This window comes from Alitabrizicola rongguiensis, assembly GCF_021491355.1.
Taxonomy (GTDB): domain Bacteria; phylum Pseudomonadota; class Alphaproteobacteria; order Rhodobacterales; family Rhodobacteraceae; genus Aliitabrizicola; species Aliitabrizicola rongguiensis.
On record NZ_JAKENF010000003.1, the window covers coordinates 268,793 to 287,267 of the forward strand.

Annotated in this window: 17 protein-coding genes; 7 read left to right on the forward strand and 10 right to left on the reverse strand. The window is 64.5% G+C overall.

Annotated elements, in window-relative coordinates:
- Positions 1–96: 96 nt before the first annotated feature.
- Positions 97–1,290 carry a phosphoglycerate kinase gene (locus tag L0V05_RS12855; RefSeq protein WP_234871090.1) on the reverse strand — a complete coding sequence of 398 codons (1,194 nt, stop codon included), beginning with the start codon at positions 1,288–1,290 and terminating at the stop codon, positions 97–99.
- 137 nt (positions 1,291–1,427) lie between these two features.
- On the opposite strand from L0V05_RS12855, the gene L0V05_RS12860 reads away from it, so the two are divergent.
- The 3 genes from L0V05_RS12860 to L0V05_RS12870 all read left to right on the forward strand — a co-directional run bounded on the left by L0V05_RS12860 (position 1,428) and on the right by L0V05_RS12870 (position 3,999).
- The gene (locus L0V05_RS12860; protein ID WP_234871092.1) at positions 1,428–1,934 is read left to right on the forward strand and encodes a peptidylprolyl isomerase; all 507 of its coding nucleotides are present in this window, start codon (positions 1,428–1,430) and stop codon (positions 1,932–1,934) included.
- Entirely contained in the window at positions 1,927–2,541 is a 615-nt protein-coding gene (locus L0V05_RS12865; protein WP_406565972.1) for a peptidylprolyl isomerase, read from the forward strand. The genes L0V05_RS12860 and L0V05_RS12865 overlap by 8 nt, the downstream gene beginning before the upstream one ends.
- Positions 2,542–2,664: 123 nt before the next feature.
- A complete protein-coding gene (locus L0V05_RS12870; protein ID WP_234871094.1) occupies positions 2,665–3,999 on the forward strand; it encodes a VPLPA-CTERM sorting domain-containing protein in 1,335 nt (444 codons plus the stop codon).
- A 55-nt stretch (positions 4,000–4,054) separates the two neighbouring features.
- Here L0V05_RS12870 and tyrS read toward each other — a convergent pair whose 3' ends face one another.
- The gene (gene tyrS / locus L0V05_RS12875) at positions 4,055–5,305 is read right to left on the reverse strand and encodes a tyrosine--tRNA ligase (protein WP_234871096.1); all 1,251 of its coding nucleotides are present in this window, start codon (positions 5,303–5,305) and stop codon (positions 4,055–4,057) included.
- A gap of 62 nt (positions 5,306–5,367) precedes the next feature.
- On the opposite strand from tyrS, the gene L0V05_RS12880 reads away from it, so the two are divergent.
- A complete protein-coding gene (locus L0V05_RS12880) occupies positions 5,368–6,468 on the forward strand; it encodes an anhydro-N-acetylmuramic acid kinase (protein ID WP_234871098.1) in 1,101 nt (366 codons plus the stop codon).
- On the opposite strand, the gene rarD is transcribed toward L0V05_RS12880, so the two are convergent.
- The 5 genes from rarD to L0V05_RS12905 all read right to left on the reverse strand — a co-directional run bounded on the left by rarD (position 6,449) and on the right by L0V05_RS12905 (position 10,529).
- Entirely contained in the window at positions 6,449–7,366 is a 918-nt protein-coding gene (rarD, locus tag L0V05_RS12885) for an EamA family transporter RarD (protein ID WP_234871099.1), read from the reverse strand. The genes L0V05_RS12880 and rarD overlap by 20 nt on opposite strands.
- Positions 7,367–7,453: 87 nt before the next feature.
- Complete coding sequence (locus L0V05_RS12890; protein WP_234871100.1) at positions 7,454–7,876, reverse strand: cupin domain-containing protein; 423 nt, start codon at positions 7,874–7,876, stop codon at positions 7,454–7,456.
- 3 nt (positions 7,877–7,879) lie between these two features.
- On the reverse strand, positions 7,880–9,157 hold the full coding sequence (gene eno, locus L0V05_RS12895) for a phosphopyruvate hydratase (protein ID WP_234871101.1): 1,278 nt from the start codon (positions 9,155–9,157) through the stop codon (positions 7,880–7,882).
- 44 nt (positions 9,158–9,201) lie between these two features.
- Positions 9,202–10,113, reverse strand: coding sequence for a DMT family transporter (locus tag L0V05_RS12900; RefSeq protein ID WP_255683765.1), 912 nt, complete (start codon positions 10,111–10,113; stop codon positions 9,202–9,204).
- 2 nt (positions 10,114–10,115) lie between these two features.
- Entirely contained in the window at positions 10,116–10,529 is a 414-nt protein-coding gene (locus L0V05_RS12905; RefSeq protein WP_234871102.1) for a Fur family transcriptional regulator, read from the reverse strand.
- A 141-nt stretch (positions 10,530–10,670) separates the two neighbouring features.
- Between L0V05_RS12905 and L0V05_RS12910 the strand changes: the two genes are divergently transcribed.
- The 3 genes from L0V05_RS12910 (at position 10,671) to L0V05_RS12920 (ending at position 16,327) form a co-directional block, all read left to right on the forward strand.
- Positions 10,671–11,573, forward strand: coding sequence for a DMT family transporter (locus L0V05_RS12910; RefSeq protein ID WP_234871103.1), 903 nt, complete (start codon positions 10,671–10,673; stop codon positions 11,571–11,573).
- 474 nt (positions 11,574–12,047) lie between these two features.
- Complete coding sequence (locus tag L0V05_RS12915; RefSeq protein WP_234871105.1) at positions 12,048–15,707, forward strand: vitamin B12-dependent ribonucleotide reductase; 3,660 nt, start codon at positions 12,048–12,050, stop codon at positions 15,705–15,707.
- An 11-nt stretch (positions 15,708–15,718) separates the two neighbouring features.
- Positions 15,719–16,327: a M48 family metalloprotease gene (locus L0V05_RS12920; RefSeq protein WP_234871107.1), complete on the forward strand. Its 609-nt coding sequence runs from the start codon at positions 15,719–15,721 to the stop codon at positions 16,325–16,327.
- Between the two features lie 35 nt (positions 16,328–16,362).
- Here L0V05_RS12920 and L0V05_RS12925 read toward each other — a convergent pair whose 3' ends face one another.
- Genes L0V05_RS12925 through bufB form a run of 3 tightly spaced genes read right to left on the reverse strand, consistent with a single transcriptional unit; the run spans position 16,363 to position 18,434 of the window.
- The gene (locus L0V05_RS12925) at positions 16,363–16,830 is read right to left on the reverse strand and encodes a DoxX family protein (RefSeq protein WP_234871109.1); all 468 of its coding nucleotides are present in this window, start codon (positions 16,828–16,830) and stop codon (positions 16,363–16,365) included.
- A complete protein-coding gene (locus L0V05_RS12930; protein ID WP_234871110.1) occupies positions 16,823–17,587 on the reverse strand; it encodes an HvfC/BufC N-terminal domain-containing protein in 765 nt (254 codons plus the stop codon). The genes L0V05_RS12925 and L0V05_RS12930 overlap by 8 nt, the downstream gene beginning before the upstream one ends.
- On the reverse strand, positions 17,571–18,434 hold the full coding sequence (gene bufB, locus L0V05_RS12935) for an MNIO family bufferin maturase (protein WP_234871112.1): 864 nt from the start codon (positions 18,432–18,434) through the stop codon (positions 17,571–17,573). The genes L0V05_RS12930 and bufB overlap by 17 nt, the downstream gene beginning before the upstream one ends.
- Positions 18,435–18,475: the final 41 nt, after the last annotated feature.

Genomic DNA, 18,475 nt, shown 5'->3' on the forward strand with positions numbered 1-18,475 from the left:
CCCTGACGCAGCGTCTAGAAGCCCGGTGACGTCCCTGCAATCACTGTTGGCGCTAACATCCCGCAACAGCGCGTTTTTCTGCCGACATCAATACCGTCATTGCGTCAGCGCGACCACGCCCGGCAGCTCCTTGCCTTCCATCCACTCAAGGAAAGCCCCGCCTGCGGTCGAGATATAGCTGAAGTCATCGGCCACGCCGGCCTGATTGAGTGCCGCCACCGTATCGCCGCCGCCCGCGACCGAAACCAGCTTTCCGGCCTTGGTCAGCTCTGCCACCGTACGCGCGGCCGCGATCGTCGCGGCGTCGAAGGGCGGGATCTCGAAGGCGCCGAGCGGGCCGTTCCAGATCAGCGTCTTGCTCGCGGCAAAGACCTTGGTCAGCTCCTCGACCGTCTTCGGGCCGGCATCGAGGATCATCGCATCGGCAGGGCAGGCATTGGCCGCCACGGTCTCGTTCGTAGCCCCCGCCTTGAACTCGCGCGCGACGACAACATCGACGGGCAGATGAATTGTGCAGCCCGCGGTCTTGGCCTTTTCAAGGATCTCCAGGGCAGTCGGCGCCATGTCGCGCTCGGCCAGCGACTTGCCGACTTCGATCCCTTGCGCGACGAGAAAGGTGTTCGCCATGCCGCCGCCAATCACCAGATGATCGACCTTCGACACGAGATTGCCCAGAAGATCGAGCTTGGTCGAAACCTTGGCGCCGCCCACCACCGCGACGACCGGGCGCTGCGGTTTGCCAAGCGCCGCTTCCAGTGCCTTGAGTTCCGCCTCCATCAGCCGGCCTGCGGCATGGGGCAGGAGCTTCGCAATTCCCTCGGTCGAGGAATGCGCCCGGTGCGCCGCCGAAAAGGCATCGTTCACATAGACATCGCCGAGCGCGGCCATGCCGGCGGCAAGCTGCGCGTCGTTCTTTTCCTCGCCCAAGTGGAAGCGGGTATTCTCCAGCAGCACCACGTCGCCGGGACCCATTGCGCCGACCGCCGCCTTCGCGGGCGCGCCGATGCAATCCTCGCCGAAGATCACCTTGCGGCCGGGCAGGGCGGCCTGCAGTGCCGGGACGATCAGCTTCAGGCTCATCTCGGGCACGACCTCGCCCTTCGGACGGCCGAAATGGGCCAGCAGGACCGGCTTGCCGCCCTTTTTCAGGATGTCCTCGATGGTCGGCACGATCTTGTCGATGCGGGTCGTATCGGTGACCACGCCATTCTCCATCGGCACGTTCACATCCACGCGCACCAGAACGACCTTTCCGCCCAGGTCGAGGTCGTCAATCGTCTTCCAGCTCATCGGTGTCCCTCCAGCGCGTTTCCGCCTCCTTTCGACCCCATCCGGTCCGACTCGTCAACCGGCGCGCGCTTTGCCCTTCCCCTTGTTGCCCCGCGACATTAGGTTGCGGCCCGAACCGAAGAGGAGAGGCTGGGCTGATGGCCGAGATCAAGGACCCCGAAAACACCATCATCATGGAGCTGAAGGACGGCCGCGTGGTGATCGAGCTTCTGCCCGACGTGGCACCGAAGCACAGCGAACGCATGAAGGCGCTGGCCCGCGCCGGCGCCTATGACGGCGTGATCTTCCACCGCGTGATCGAGGGCTTCATGGCCCAGACCGGCGATGTCGAGCACGGCAACTCGACCAAGGACTACAACCCGCGCCGCGCCGGCACCGGCGGCTCCGACCTGCCCGACCTGCCGGCGGAATTCTCGCGCCTGCCGCATCAGCGCGGCTCGCTCGGCGCCGCCCGCTCGCAGAACCCGAACTCGGCCAACAGCCAGTTCTTCATCAATTTCAAGGACAACAGCTTCCTCAACGGCCAGTACACCGTCTATGGCCAGGTGATCGAGGGGATGGAGCATGTCGACAAGATCACCCGCGGCGAGCCGCCGGCGAATCCCGACAAGATGATCTGGGTGAAGGTGGCTGCCGATGTCTGATCGCCGCGTCTTTCTGGGCAGTGTCCTTGGCATTGGCCTTGCTGCGCTTGGCGGATGGGGCCTGCACATGGCGGCCACACCCGGCGCGGCCATGGCCGCCGAGGATGGCCCGGGCCCGAACCTTGTGATCGAGGTCGCTGGTTCGACCAGCGGGAAGATCGTCATCGACCTGATGCCGGAGATTGCGCCGAAGCATGTCGAACAGATCACCGCGCTGGCCAAGGAAGGCGCCTATGATGGCGTGGTCTTCCATCGTGTCATCGACGGCTTCATGGCCCAGACCGGTGACGTCCAGTTCGGCAAGCGCGGCGCCGACCTGTCGATGGCGGGAACGGGCGGGTCGTCGCGTCCTGACCTTCCGGCCGAATTCTCGTCGATGCCGTTCGACCGTGGAACGGTCGGCATGGCCCGCGCGATGGACCCGAACTCGGCCAACAGCCAGTTCTTCATCATGTTCGCGCCCGCCCCGCATCTCGATGGCCAGTACACGGTCGTCGGCAAGGTGATCGAGGGCATGGACGTGGTCGATGCGATCAAGAAGGGCGATCAGGCCGCCAATGGCGCGGTCGATGACCCCGACTACATGGTCAAGGTGACGGTCCAGTAACCGACGCCGAAATGACCGGCCGACCAGCGGCGCCGCTCCCCCCGGGGCGGCGCCGTTTCTGTCACGGTCCTGTGATGAACGCCCCCTAAACCCGTGCAGCACATGAAGAATCGGGGGCACTGAATGAAACGACTTCTCCTTGTCACGACGCTTGGCGTCTTGCCGCTGTCTGCGATGCCGTCCTTCGCCGCCTGCGTTTCGGTGGTCAGCACCGTCACCTGCACCGGCACGACAACGACCGGCTACCTCAACGCAACTGGCGGCCTGAGCGTCACGGTCGAGTCCGGCGCTTCGGTCAGCACCACCGGCACCAAGGACGCGATCCGCATCCGCGGCGACAACAACACCGTCGTCAACAACGGCACGATCGATGGAACCTTCGCGGCCGACGGTATCACCGCCAATGACGGTGTCGATGCCGGCAACGGCCTGACCCTGACGAACAACGGCACGATCCTTGCCACGAACAAGGGCGTCGATGTCGAAAAGAAGAACGACCTCACGCTCACCAACAGCGCCGGCGCAACCATCCACGCCCATGACAAGGCGATCCGCAACAAGGACGGCAATTCGGCCTGGCTCTGGAACGAAGGGCTGATCGAATCCGACACCGACGAAGGGTTCGAGACCGGCAACGGGGCCGAGATCACCAACATGGGCACGATCCGCGCCTCGGACGATGCGATCCAGGTCGGTGAGGATGCGAGCATCCTGAACTCGGGCCTGATCGAAAGTGTCACCCGCGGGGGCGACGAGGCCGATCCCCAGGACGGGATCGACATCGACTCCGGCACTATCATCAACTACGCGACCGGAACGATCCGGTCCGACGACGATGCCGCCATCGACTATGACGCGACGCTGGACCCCTCCAAGGCCTCCTACATCACTAACCATGGCACCATTTCGGGCACGACCGACGTGCTGGTCGAAAAGGGCGAACATGTCGATCCCGAAACCGGTGAACTCCCGGCCGCCAATACCGCCGCCCAGATCGTCGAGAACTGGGGCCTGATCGAAGGTCGCAGCGGCTTTGGCGTCGACCTCGGCGCCGGAAATGACGAGTTGCTGCTGCGCAAGGGCAGCCAGCTGAAGGGCGGCGCCGACCTTGGCAAGGACGACGACAGCCTGTCGATCTTCGACGCGCTGGTGAAGTCGGTGGTGGGCGAGGATCTGCTCGACGGGGGCGAGGGCACCGACACGATCACCTTCGCCGCGCTCGATTTCTCGCAGCTTCTGGCCGCGACATTCGAAGGCGGACTTGCCTTCTTCACCTTCGCGAACGATCCCGGCTACACGGTCTGGCTTGCGAACTGGGAGAGCTATGGTTTCGGCAAGACCATCTACAGCCAGGCCCAGATCGAACAGGCGCTCGCGCCGGTTCCGCTTCCCGCAGCCGGCCTGCTGATGATCCCGGCACTTGGCGCGCTGGTCGCCCTGCGCCGCCGTCGCGGCTGACCGCCGACCTGAGCGATCTGCTGCCCGGCTTACCGGCCGGGCAGTCTCCCCTGCCTCAGCCGAGCGTCACCAGCGCATGACGCTTGCGCCCCGCCGTCAGCTTCACCGGCTCCACCAGCTCGCCCGCGCCGAGCATCAGCCCGGCATCGGTCACCAGATCGTCGTTCATCCGCGCGCCGCCCTCGGCGATCAGGCGCTTGGCGTCCTTGCCCGACTTCGCCAGCCCCGTGCGCACGAACAGTTGCGCGATCGAGATGCCCTCGGCCACGTCCGACGGCCCCAGAACCAGCGTTGGCAGGTCGTCGCCCACGCCGCCCTTCTCGAAGACCTCGCGCGCGGTCGCTTCTGCCGCCGCCGCCGCCTCGGCCCCGTGCAGGAGCGTCGTCACCTCGTTGGCGAGCACGATCTTGGCGCTGTTGATCTCGGACCCCTGCAGCGCGCCGAGCCGGTCGCATTCGTCCAGCGGCAGTTCGGTGTAAAGCTTCAGGAACCGCCCGACATCGGCATCGGTAGTGTTGCGCCAGAACTGCCAGAACTCGTAAGGCGACAAGAGCTCGGCATTCAGCCAGATCGCGCCGCTCGCCGACTTGCCCATCTTCTTGCCGTCCGAGGTGGTCAGGAGTGGCGAGGTAAGCCCGAAGACCTCGGCATCGATCACCCGGCGCGTCAGGTCCACGCCGTTGACGATGTTGCCCCACTGATCAGAGCCGCCCATCTGGATCAGGCAGCCGTAGCGGCGGCGCAGCTCGAGGAAGTCATAGGCCTGCAGGATCATGTAGTTGAATTCGAGGAAGCTCAGCGACTGCTCCCGGTCGAGCCGCGACTTGACGCTGTCAAAGCTCAGCATCCGGTTGACGCTGAAATGCCGCCCGATGTCGCGCAGGAAGGTCAGGTAGTTCAGCCCGTCCAGCCATTCGGCATTGTTGACCATGATCGCGTCGGTCGGCCCCTCGCCGAAGCGGACGTAGGGAGAGAAGGCGCGCTTGATCCCGGCGATGTTGGCGTCGATCTGCTCGTTGGTCAGCAACGGCCGCTCTTCGGCCCGGAACGAGGGGTCACCGACCTTGGTCGTGCCCCCGCCCATCAGCACGATCGGCTTGTGGCCGGTCTTCTGCAGCCAGCGCAGCATCATGATCTGGATCAGCGATCCGACATGCAACGAGGTCGCGGTCGCGTCGAAGCCGATATAGCCCGGCACCACCCCCTTGACCAAAGCCTCGTCCAGCCCCTGATAATCGGTGCAGTCGGCGAGGTAGCCGCGCTCGATCATCACGCGCATGAAGTCCGATTTCGGGTGGTAGGTCATTGCCGTCTCGTGCTTGAAGGAACGGGTGGGATATACCGGGCAAGGGGGGCAAGGGAAAGACCATGCTGACATCGCGCGCCGTCTGGGCCTTGGGAACCATGTCAGGCACCTCGCTTGACGGGGTGGATGCGGCGATGATCCTGACGGATGGCGAGCGCATCCTTGAGTTCGGGGACACCGCCTACCGGCCCTATGGCGAGTCCGAGCGGGCTACCCTCCGTGCGGCCCTCGGCCTCTGGCCCGGCGATCCGGGGGTAGAGGCGGCGGCCGAAGTGGTCGAGACCGCCCATGCCGAGCTGCTGTCGCGCTTCTCGGGGGCCGAGATCATCGGCTTCCACGGCCAGACGCTGGCCCATGACCCGGCGAACCGCCGCACGCATCAGGCCGGGTCCGGCCCGATCCTGGCCGAGGTGCTGGGTGTGCCGGTGGTCTGGGACTTTCGTTCGGCGGACGTGGCGCTTGGCGGGCAGGGGGCGCCGCTCGTGCCCTACTACCATTTCGCGCTCGCCCGCCATATCGGCGCGACCCTGCCGGTCGCCTTCCTCAACCTTGGCGGCGTCGGCAATCTGACCTGGGTCGATCCGCGCCAGTCCGGGCCGGAACAGCCGGGCGCGGTCATGGCGTTCGACACAGGCCCCGCCAATGCGCCGGTCAACGACCTGATGCTCTTGCGGCTCGGCAAGACGCAGGACGAAGGCGGGGCGCTTGCCGCAACGGGCACGCCGGACGAGGTGATCCTCGATGCCTTCCTGCGCCATCCCTATTTCCACCGGATGCCGCCCAAGTCCCTTGACCGCAACGATTTCGCCAGCCTCTTCCAGGCGGTCGGCGCCTTGAACGATGCCGATGCTGCCGCCACGCTCACCGCCGCCGCCGCCAGGGCCGTGTCGCGTGGGACCGAGCATTTCCCGACACCCGTCTCGCGCGTGCTCGTCACCGGGGGCGGGCGCCACAACGCCACGCTGATGGAGATGCTCGACCGCCTGATGGCCGCCGAGGTGGTCCCGGTGGAAGCAGCGGGGCTGGATGGCGACATGCTCGAAGCGCAGGCATTTGCCTTTCTCGCCGTGCGGGTGGCGCGCGGACTGCCAACCTCCGGCCCCTCGACCACTGGCGTGGCGGGGCTGGTCGGCGGCGGCCAGATCAGCCGGCCGGGCGGCTGACCCGGAGTTTGGCCAGAAGAGATCCGGTATAGATCGCCAGCGCCGCCCAGATCATCGGGAAGGCGATCATCCGCGCGGTGCCCATCGGCTCGCCAAAGACGAAGACGGCGGTCAGGAAGATCATCGTCGGCGCGATGTATTGCATCATCGCAATGGTCGACAGGCGCAGAAGCTTGGCCCCATTGGCATAAAGCATCAGCGGCACGGCGGTGACGATCCCGCAGCACAGAAGCATCACCGTGTCGAAGGTGCTGCCTTGCGCGAAATGGCCGGTGCCCTGGACCTGCAGCCAGGCGATGTAGGTGACGGCCGGGATCATGAGCAGCAGCACTTCCAGCATGAAGCCCTGGTTCGGGCCGATCGGCAACGAGCGCTTGAAATAGGCGTAGAATCCCCAGGTGCCGGTCAGCGCCAGCGCAACCCAGGGCAACCGCCCGTTCTCGATGGTGAGGATGGTCACGGCGAGGCCCGCCAAGGCAATGGCCACAAGTTGCGGCTTCGTCAGCTTTTCGCCCAGAAGGACGGCGCCCAGGAACACGCTGAACAGCGGGTTGATGTAGTAGCCAAGCGCGGCATCCAGCGCGTGACCCGACCCGATGGCCCAGACATAGATTCCCCAGTTGACCGAAATCAGCGCGGCGGTCACAGCACCCATGGCCAGCATCTTTGGCGTTGTCAGCGCGCGCTTCAGATCGGCGGTCCGCCCGGTGAACAACAGAACCGCCCCGGCAATCGGCACCGACCACAGCACGCGATGGGCAATGACCTCGACTGGCGAGATATGGGCCAGCGCCTTCATGAAGATCGGCAGGAAGCCCCAGAGGAAATAGGCTCCGAGCGCGTAGAGAAAGCCCGGCAGCGTGTCGCCGCTTTGGGTCTGGTCGGTCGTGCTGGCCATGATGTCCTCCGGAGCGGCGGTCTAGCCGGTCCGCGCAGCAAGCGCCAATCACCAATTCCGTTCCTGGCCGTCACGAAACGTGATGAATCAGCCGGGAATGGCGAAACCGGGCGGCGCCAGTTCGAAGCCCTCGAAGCGGAAGCCGGGGCTGACCGTGCAACCGACCAGCGTCCATGCGCCGGTCGAGCGGGCGCTCTGCCAGTGATGCGCGGGCACGATGCCCTGCGGGGCCTCGCCGGACAGGACTGACGCGCCGAGGCGCAGGTGCCGCGCGGGACCCGCCGCGGTCTCCGCAATGGAGAGGATCAGCGGCGCCCCGGCATGAAAGTGCCAGATTTCAACGGCATCGACCCGGTGCCAGTGGCTCGTCTCACCCGCCTTGAGCAGGAACAGGATCGACGTTCCCGCAGGACGTCCCTCGCCGTCGGCAATCCAGGTCTGACGATACCAGCCGCCCTCGGGATGGGGGGCGAGGCCGAGCGCGGCGATGATCCGATCGGCCTCGTCCATCCGTCAGGCCTTCAGGATCGACCGGCCCGCATATTCGGCGGTCTCGCCCAGCATCTCTTCGATCCGGATCAGCTGGTTGTACTTCGCCAGACGGTCAGACCGCGACAGCGAGCCGGTCTTGATCTGCCCGCAATTGGTGGCGACGGCCAGGTCGGCAATCGTGGAATCTTCAGTCTCGCCAGAGCGATGCGACATGACGTTCGTGTAGCCGGCGCGATGGGCCATGTCCACGGCGGCCAGAGTCTCGGTCAGGGTGCCGATCTGGTTGACCTTCACCAGCATCGAGTTCGCACAGCCGCGTTTGATGCCTTCGGCGAGACGCTTGGGGTTGGTGACGAAAAGGTCGTCGCCGACGAGCTGGATCTTCGAGCCGAGCACTTCGGTCAGCATCTTCCAGCCGTCCCAGTCGTCTTCCGAGCAGCCATCCTCGATCGAGATGATCGGATAGTCGCCGCAAAGACCGGCGAGGTATTCGACGTTCTCGACAGCCGACAGGACTTTGCCTTCGCCTTCAAGATGATACTTGCCATCCTTGAAGTATTCGGTCGAAGCGCAGTCAAGCGCCAGGTAGATGTCCTGGCCCGGTTTGTAGCCAGCCTTCTCGATAGATTTCAGAATAAAATCCAAGGCTTCGCGGGTGGAGCGAAGGTTCGGCGCGAAGCCGCCCTCATCGCCGATGCCGGTGTTGTGGCCCGCGGCATGGAGTTCCTTCTTCAGGGTATGGAACACCTCGGCGCCCATGCGCACCGCTTCGCGGATATTCGCGGCGGCGACGGGCATGATCATGAATTCCTGGATGTCGATCGGGTTGTCGGCGTGCTGGCCGCCGTTGATGATGTTCATCATCGGCACCGGCAGGATGCGGGCCGAGGTGCCGCCGACATAGCGGTAGAGCGGCTGGTCGGTATAGGCGGCTGCGGCCTTGGCCACCGCCAGCGAAACTCCGAGGATCGCGTTCGCACCGAGACGTGACTTGTTCGGGGTGCCGTCGAGTTCGATCATGGTGCGGTCGATGCCGATCTGCTCCAGCGCATCGAAGCCCACGATCTCTTCCGCGATCTCGCCATTCACATTGGCGACCGCCTCGAGCACGCCCTTGCCGAGGTAGCGCGACTTGTCGCCGTCCCGCTTCTCGTTCGCCTCATGCGCGCCGGTCGAGGCGCCCGAGGGCACCGCCGCGCGGCCCATCGCGCCGCTTTCCAGCGTCACGTCCACCTCGACGGTGGGGTTGCCGCGGCTGTCGAGAATCTCGCGGGCGTGAATGTCGATGATCGTGGACATGGAAAGGCTCCCCTCAGGGTTTGAAAGACGCTCTCGCGCGGGTCTTACAGCGCGGGAACGTCCATGGAAAGAGCGCGTTGCCGCGCCCGCTCGCGTGCAAAGGCGTAAAGCCCCGACCCGATGATAAGCGCAGCGCCTGTCAGCGTGATGACATCCGGCCGCTCCGAGAACACCGTGACGGCGAAGATCAGCGCAAACAGAAGGCGCGAATAACGAAAGGGCGCGATGACCGAGATGTCGCCGTGCCGGGTTGCTGCCGTGATCGCCCAATAACCTGCAGTCCCGAACAGCACCCCGCCCAGCATCCACATTGCCTGCCTGGCATCCGGCAGCACGACGCTGCGGTCCCACAGCATCATCATCAGGCCAAGCACCGTGACCGCCATCAGTCCCCAGGCCGAGATCTGCGCCGTGCTCGCCTCGGGCGGTGTGCGGCGCGTTGCCAGATCGCGAAGCGCTAGCCCGGCGATCGAGGCCAGCACAAGAAGCGCCTGCCACTGGAAGCCGGCCATTCCCGGCCGGATCACGAGCAGCACACCGGCAAAGCCGACGCAGATCGCCATCCAGCGCCGCCAGCCGACTTTCTCGCCCATGAACAGGACCGCCCCAAGCGTCACGGCCAGCGGCATCGCCTGCAGAACCGCCGAGACAGTCGCCAGCGGCAAGGTCGCCAGACCGATGATGTAGCCAATCGTTGCGATCATCTCGCCCAGGTTCCGCGCCGTGACCGCCGGGTGCAGCGCCATCGGGGTCAGGACACGGCGCCCCTCGATCCGGGCAACCACGGCAAAGGTCAGCGCCCCGGCCAAACCGGCGAAGAAGATCACCTCGCCCGCGGGCAGGTCGGTCGCCACCAGCTTCAGGAACATGTCCTCGACGGCGAACAGCGCCATCGAGCCCGTCATCAGGGCGATGCCGCGCAGGTTCTCGGCGGCCGAGGCGGGGGAAGAGGACAAGATCAGCCCTTCTTCCGCGGCACGCCGTAAAGTTCCAGCCGGTGCCCGATCAGCTTGTAGCCCAGGCGTTCGGCGATCTTTTCCTGCAGGGCCTCGATCTCGGGATCGACGAATTCGATGACCTCGCCCGAGTTCATGTCGATGAGGTGATCGTGATGGTCGCGCTCGGCATCCTCGTAGCGCGCGCGGCCGTCGCCGAATTCAAGCTTGTCGAGGATGCCCGATTCCTCGAACAGCTTCACCGTCCGATAGACCGTGGCGATCGAGATCTTCGGATCGAGCTTGCTTGCCCGGTTGTAAAGTTCCTCGACGTCCGGATGGTCCTCGGACTGCTCGATCACCCGCGCGACGATGCGGCGCTGGTCGGTCATGCGAAGGCCCTTGGCCTCGCAACGGGCAATGATGTCGGCCGTCATCGGCATCTCCGGGCAGTCAGCCGCTTCTTTCCCCGGCTTTAGGGTATTCGCGCGCCCCTCGCCAGTGGCAACCGCGGGCCGGGTTGACTCGGCGCGGTCCTGCGCCAAGGGTGGCGCCGCAGCGCGACGGGAAGGACGATCATGCCGCGGAAAGACAGGCTGGATGCGGTTGGCATCGGCGCATTGATCGCGATCTCGACGCTCCTCGCCTTCAATCAGATCGTGGTCAAGGTCGTGAATGCCGGCTTGCAGCCGGTTTTCTTCGCCGGCCTGCGCTCGGCCCTGGCCGTGGTTTCGGTGCTGGCCTGGATGCGCTTCCGCGGGATCTCGCACCGGATCCCACGCGCCACCCTGCCGGCGGCGCTTTCGATGGGCGTGGCTTTCGCGGCCGAGTTCCTGTGCCTGTTCATCGCGCTTGACCTGACCACGGTCGTCCGGGCGGCGATCCTGTTCTATACGATGCCGCTGTGGTTCTCTCTTCTGGCGCATTTCTTCCTGCCGGGCGAACGGATCACCGCCCTGAAGGCGACAGGGCTGATCTTTGCCTTTGCCGGGACAGCCTGGGCGATTCTGGACAAGGGCAGTTCGACGGGCAGTCAGGCGAGCTTTGCCGGCGATCTCTGTGCGCTTGGCGGTGCCTTTGGCTGGGCCATGACCGCCTTCCTTGCGCGCGGATCGGCGATGGGGCGCGAGCGACCGGAGACGCAGCTTTTCTGGATGGTCCTCGTATCGGGGCCTATCCTGATTCTGGTGGCTCCGGCCTTCGGGCCACTGGTCCGCGATATCCAGCCGCTCCACATCTGGGGGCTTCTGTTCCAGGCGGTCGTCGTTGTCACCGGCGGATTTGTGGCCTGGCTGTGGGTTCTGTCAGTCTATCCGGCCTCGACGGTGGCGAGTTTCTCCTTCCTTACGCCGATCTTCGGGATGCTTCTGGGCTGGATTCTGCTGGGAGAACCGATCGGGCCGGGGATTCTCGGCGCGGCGGCCCTGGTCGCGGTGGGAATCATCCTGATCAATCGCCGTCCGGCATTGCCTGAAAACTAGGCGCGGAATGTCGCAGCTGCGGTGAGCGCTGTTGCTGCCCTAGTCGTGCAGGATTTCGCATCGAAAATCAGCCAATTCGCGCAAGGGACCGTGATTTCGTGGGAAACCGGAAGTTGCCACTGGCGATCCCCCGGCTTCTGCACAGCCTTGCCCACATCTGGTATGAATCGCTCAGGCCGCGCCAAGATGTGGCGAAGTTGCAGTCAAGGCGAAACTTCGCTCACGGAGCGTAAAAAAACCGTTGCAGACCCCTTCCGCTTACCGCAGATTGACGCGGTAGCCGGACAAGACACTAGATATAGTGTTGGCCGGGAGGGACAGAAGCTTAACCAAGATTAACGCATCCGAAGGATGCGGATGGCTGGGGTGCAACCGCATTCCGGGCCCGGTTTTCTTGTCTTTCTCGCCACCGGAACTGGACAACTGCCGGACGGGGGGAACACCCCGCCGGCCACAAAGCGGAGACGGGGCAGAATGAAGATCGAGCGCAGATTCACGACGACCGAGACAGGCGCCTATGGCGCGTTGGAATTCACCACCACAACGTCCGAAATCCGCAATCCGGACGGCAAGATCGTCTTCCGCAACGAAGCTGTGGAGGTGCCCGAGGGCTGGAGCCAGGTCGCGTCCGACGTGCTTGCCCAGAAGTACTTTCGCAAGGCCGGCGTCCCGGCGCGGTTGAAGCGCGTCAAGGAAAAGGGCGTGCCCGAGTTCCTGTGGCGCTCGGTTCCCGATGAAGAGGCGCTGGCTGCGCTGCCGGAAAACGAGCGCTTTGTGGGCGAGACCTCGGCCCGTCAGGTCTTCGACCGTCTGGCCGGCGCCTGGGCCTATTGGGGTTGGAAGGGCGGCTACTTCTCGACCGAGGCCGACGCCCGTGCCTATCACGACGAAATGCGTTACATGCTAGCATGTCAGATGGCGGCTCCCAATTCTCCTCAATGGTTTAACACCGGTCTGCACTGGGCTTACGGCATCGACGGCCCCTCGCAGGGGCACTTCTATGTCGACTACAAGACCGGCAAACTGGTGAAGTCGGACTCTGCCTACGAGCATCCGCAGCCGCATGCCTGCTTCATCCAGTCGGTATCGGACGACCTGGTGAACGAGGGCGGGATCATGGATCTGTGGGTCCGCGAGGCGCGTCTGTTCAAGTATGGCTCGGGCACCGGCACCAACTTCTCGTCGTTGCGGGGCGAGGGTGAAAAGCTGTCGGGCGGCGGCAAGTCCTCGGGCCTGATGGGCTTCCTCAAGATCGGCGACCGGGCGGCGGGCGCGATCAAATCGGGCGGCACCACCCGCCGGGCGGCCAAGATGGTGATCTGCGACATGGATCACCCGGATATCGAGCAGTTCATCAACTGGAAGGTCATCGAGGAACAGAAAGTTGCCTCGCTGGTGGCCGGCTCCAAGATGCACGAGCAGAAGCTGAACGAGATCTTCGCGGCGATCCGTGGGTTCGACGGCAGCGAAGCCGGTGCGACCGACCCGGCGGTAAACGCCGCGCTGAAGGCCGCGATCCGCTCGGCCAAGAAGGCGATGATCCCAGAAACCTACATCAACCGGGTTCTTCAATACGCCGCGCAAGGCTTTGGCAGCATTGAGTTTCCGACCTACGACACCGACTGGGATTCGGAAGCTTACATCACCGTTTCGGGCCAGAACTCCAACAACTCGGTCCGCGTCACCGACGCCTTCCTGAAGGCCGTGCGCGAGGATGCCGACTGGGAGCTGATCCGCCGCACCGATGGCAAGGTCGCCAAGACCATCAAGGCGCGCGAGCTGTGGGACCAGATCGGCCATGCCGCCTGGGCCTGCGCCGACCCCGGCATCCAGTTCCACGACACCGTCAACGCCTGGCACACCTGCCCGGAAGACGGACCGATCCGGGGATCCAACCCCTGCTCGGAATACATGTTCCTCGACGATACGGCCTGCAACCTGGCGTCGATGAACCTGCTGACCTTCTACAAGGACGGTCGCTTCGACGCCGAAGGTTATGTCCACGCGACCCGTCTCTGGACGGTGACACTGGAAGTATCGGTGATGATGGCGCAGTTCCCGTCGAAGGAAATCGCGCAACTGTCCTATGACTTCCGCACCCTCGGCCTCGGCTATGCCAATATCGGCGGCCTCCTGATGAACATGGGCCTTGGCTACGACTCGAAAGAGGGTCGGGCGCTGTGCGGTGCGCTGACCGCGATCATGACCGGCGTGACCTATGCGACCTCGGCCGAGATGGCGGGTGAGCTGGGTCCGTTCCCCGGCTATGCCCGCAACTCCCACCACATGCTGCGCGTGATCCGCAACCACCGCCGCGCGGCGTTTTCCGAAACGACCGGTTATGAATCGGTCAACGTCGCCCCGGTCGCCCTCGATGCCGAGGGCTGCCCGGACGTGACGCTGGTCACGCTCGCCCGTCAGGCCTGGAACGAGGCGCTGCGCCTGGGCGAGATCCATGGCTACCGCAACGCCCAGACCACGGTGATCGCGCCGACCGGCACGATCGGTCTGGTGATGGACTGCGACACGACCGGGATCGAGCCGGACTTCGCGCTGGTTAAGTTCAAGAAGCTTGCCGGTGGCGGTTACTTCAAGATCATCAACCAAAGCGTTCCTGCGGCTCTGGAAACCCTCGGTTACACCCAATCACAGATTGCCGAGATCGTGGCCTATGCCGTGGGTCACGGCAGCCTCGGCCAGGCGCCGGGCATCAACCATACCGCGCTGATCGGGCACGGCTTCGGCGCGGCGGAGATTGCCAAGATCGAGGCGGCGCTGCCGACCGCCTTCGACATCCGCTTTGTCTTCAACCAGTGGACGCTCGGTGAAGAGTTCTGTGCAGGAACGCTTGGTATCCCCGCGGAAAAGCTGGCAGATCCGACATTCGACCTGCTCGCGCATCTGGGATTCACCAAGGCGCAAGTTGCCGCGGCCAATGACCATGTCTGCGGGACGATGACGCTGGAAGGCGCACCGCATCTGAAGGTCGCGCATTATCCCGTCTTCGACTGCGCGAACATCTGCGGCAAGAAGGGTACGCGCTACCTCTCGGTGGAAAGCCACATCCACATGATGGCGGCGGCGCAGAGCTTCATATCGGGCGCGATCTCGAAGACGATCAACATGCCGAATACGGCAACTATCGCCGATACTCTCGCGGCTTACGAGCTGTCGTGGAAGTTGGGTGTGAAGGCCAACGCGCTGTATCGCGACGGCTCGAAACTCAGCCAGCCGCTCGCCTCGGCACTCGTCGAGGATGACGAGGAAGCCGAAGAGATCCTCGCCACCGGCACGCCCGCCGAGAAGGCCCAGGTCGTGGCCGAGAAGATCATCGAGAAGGTGATCGTCAAGGAGATCGTCCGCAGCCACCGCGAGAAGCTGCCGGAACGCCGCAAGGGCTATACCCAGAAGGCGATCGTCGGCGGGCACAAGGTCTACCTGCGCACCGGTGAATATGGCGATGGCTCGCTCGGCGAGATCTTCATCGACATGCACAAGGAGGGCGCGGGCTTCCGGGCGATGATGAACAACTTCGCAATCGCTGTGAGCGTCGGCCTGCAATACGGCGTTCCGCTTGAGGAATTCGTCGAAGCTTTCACCTTCACCCGGTTCGAGCCGGCAGGCATGGTGCAGGGCAATGACTCGATCAAGAACGCGACTTCGATCCTCGACTACATCTTCCGGGAACTGGCGGTCTCCTATCTCGACCGCACGGACCTGGCGCATGTGAAACCGCAAGGCGCGGCCTTTGACGACCTCGGCCGCGGCGACGAGGAAGGCAAGCGCAACATCGGCGAGGTGAGTGAGGCAGCGGCATCGAAATCGGTGGAACTGCTGAAGTCGATCAGTTCGACCGGCTACCTGCGCAAGCGCCTGCCGCAGGAATTGGTTGTGCTGCAGGGCGGGATCGCGTCCTCGGCCTTTGCGACGGATGGGATCTCGGTGAGCTTTGCAGAAACCTCGATCGGGGCAACGGCGCTGGCCACGGGAACGGTGTCGATGGACGCCCGGACCAAGGCCAAGATGCAGGGCTATGAGGGCGATCCCTGCGGAGAATGCGGCAACTACACGCTGGTCCGCAACGGCACCTGCATGAAGTGCAACACCTGCGGCGGCACGAGCGGCTGCAGCTGAGGAGGCGCAGTATGAAGAATCATCCGACCATTTCGGCTCCGCGCGCCGCGCTTGTATTCAAAGAGATGGTTGATTGTCGGCGCGGGTTTCGTGCCGACAATGAGTTCTTCAAAATGCCTGAATTATTGGATTTTCTGTTCGATGATCATGGTATGTGGCGAATAAACACTTATCGATCAAAGGAGACCGAGGACTACAAGCGCAAGGCGGGTGTCATTGCGTTTGGTGACTCCGTTACGATTACGATCGACGAAATATTGCTCAGGAAGGCGAAGGATGGCTGTAAGCTTTCGAACTTCATTCTTGCGCACGAGCTTGGGCATGTTGCGTTGGATCACCACCGTCGAGGCTTGGTAACTAAGCACTTTCAGCTTTTCCGAACACAGTCGGGTATGAGTAACGTGCCTCCGACTTCTGAGGAACTCGAGACCAACTACGCTGCAGTGTTTCTGCAGTGCGGCATAGCTCTCTTTGATGAACGTTTGACCGCACTTGAGTTGGCGCATCGCGCTTTTTCGGATGTTGGCTATGTGGAGAAGGCTCAGCGCTTGGTACGACTACCAGCATTTAGAAGAGAGCTGAGCAAGTTGACGAAGAAATACCCACGGATCGTGCTTTAGCCGACATATACTGGCCTAGTTGATTTATCTTTAGTTCACATATCCCGCTGCCTGTCCCAGCCCAACCACCAGTCCAGCGACAGCCGGCCCGGTCCCTTGGCGATGAGTGCCAGGAAGCAGGCGGCCCAGAGGCCGTGGGTGGGCCAGGCGTCGGGATAGACGAAGACCTCGATCACCGTGGTCATGCCGAGAAGCGCCAGCGCCGAGAGGCGGGTGCAGAGGCCGAGGACCAACAGGATCGGGAAGAAATGCTCGGCGAAGGTCGCCATGACCGCCGCGACATGCGGCGGGATCAGCGGCAGGGCGTAGTCGTTTTCGAACAGGTACCAGGTACTGTCTGCGATCCACCAGCCGTCGACCTTGGTCTGGCCCGAGGCCCAGAAGATCGAGGCGGGGATGAGGCGGGCGAAGAGCGCCGGCACCTCCCAGGGTAGGCGGCCGAGAACCGCGTTGATCCTGCGCAGGAGGGGCGCGTGGCTCAGGCACATGGTCATGTCAGACATCGGTCGTCTCCCGGGAGATGAGGGCGCCCGCAGCGGAGAGGCGCAGGATGAGGTGGGTCGGGTCGAAGCGGGGATCGGCGACACGGGCGGCTCCGGCGGCGCCAAGGAGGTGCCCGGTCTTGCCGAGGCCGACGATGAAGAGCGACTCCGCTCGGGTCAGCCGCCAGATCTCGACATCGAGGAGGCGGTTGCGCAGGACGAGCGCGATCTCTTCCTGCAACGGGTTGATCTCACCCGGCGCGGCGCCGGGCTGATGCGCGGCCCAGATCGTCACGAAGGCATGGCGGGCGCGCAGAAGCTGGACCGAGGGGTGGAGGGCGACGCAGGCGATGTCGGCCCCGGTGGCGGCGCGGGCCAGCGCCTCGCCCGTCAGGGGCGGCGGGTCGGCGGCGTGGTAGGCGATGCCGCGCGCATATTCGAGCCGGGCAACATCGGCGAGGTAGGGCAGGCCGGCCGCCGGGGGAAAGCCGCGCAGGAAGGCGGGGAAATCCTCGCCCCAGAGCATCAGGACCGGATTTGTCGGCTTGTGCTGTGCGATGAAAAGGCGCGCCGTCGCCCGGAAGAAGTCGTCGCCGACCAGCGCCTTGACCACCGGAAACCGGGTGGCCAGCGCCTCGATCAGGCCGTGGGTGACATTGTTGCGGTAGACGGCGAAGCGGCGGTCGATTTCGGCCGGGAGCGCCTTGGCCCCGGGGGGAAGCGTGCCGGTCGCAAGTCCGTCGCGGAAGGCTGCGATCAGGTCAGGATGCGAGTGCATGGCGGCTCCGCCCAGTCATGGTTTGGCCGATCAGGGATTGCGCGGCGCGGGCTTCGGACAGGAGGACGGGCCAGTCAGGCACGTCGTTGTCCCATTCGATGAGGACGGGCAGCGGGCCCGTGCGGTCGATCACCTCGGCAAACAGCGCCCAGACCGGATCGGCCACAGGTGAGCCGTGGGCGTCGATCAGCAGCGGACCGCTCGGCAGGAACTCGGCATCATGGCCGCCGAGATGGATCTCGCCCACCAGGTGCAACGGGAAGTCGGCCAAGTAGGCGCGCGGGTCCTCGCGGCGGTTGGTGCAGGCGACGAAGACGTTGTTCACGTCAAGGAGCAGGCCGCAGCCGGTGCGCCTGGCGATCTCGCGCAGGAAGTCGGTCTCGACCCATGTCGACTGGGAGAATTCGAGGTAGGTCGAAGGATTTTCCAGCAGCATCCGGCGGCCAAGCACCTGTTGCACCTCGTCGATATGGGCGCAGACAAGGGCGAGCGTCTCGTCGGTATAGGGCAGGGGCAGGAGATCGTTCAGGTAGTCGCCGCCATGACTCGACCAAGCGAGATGTTCGGAAAAGCTTTCGGGCTCATAGCGGTCGATCAGCCGGCGCAGGCGGGCGAGGTGATCGCGGTCGAGCGGGTCGGCCCCGCCGATCGACAGGCCCACGCCATGCAGCGACAGCGCGTAATCGGCGCGGAGCGCTGCAAGCTGGGCATGGGGGCGGCCGCCGTCGCCCATGTAGTTTTCGGCATGGACCTCGAAGAAGCCGAGGGCGGGCCGCGTCTGGTGGATCGTGGCGAAGTGCTCGGGCTTGAAGCCGAGACCGGCGGCGGCGGGCAGGGGGCTGGGCATCGGGGATCTCGCGCTGGAGGGGGTATGCGCGGGCGACCGGT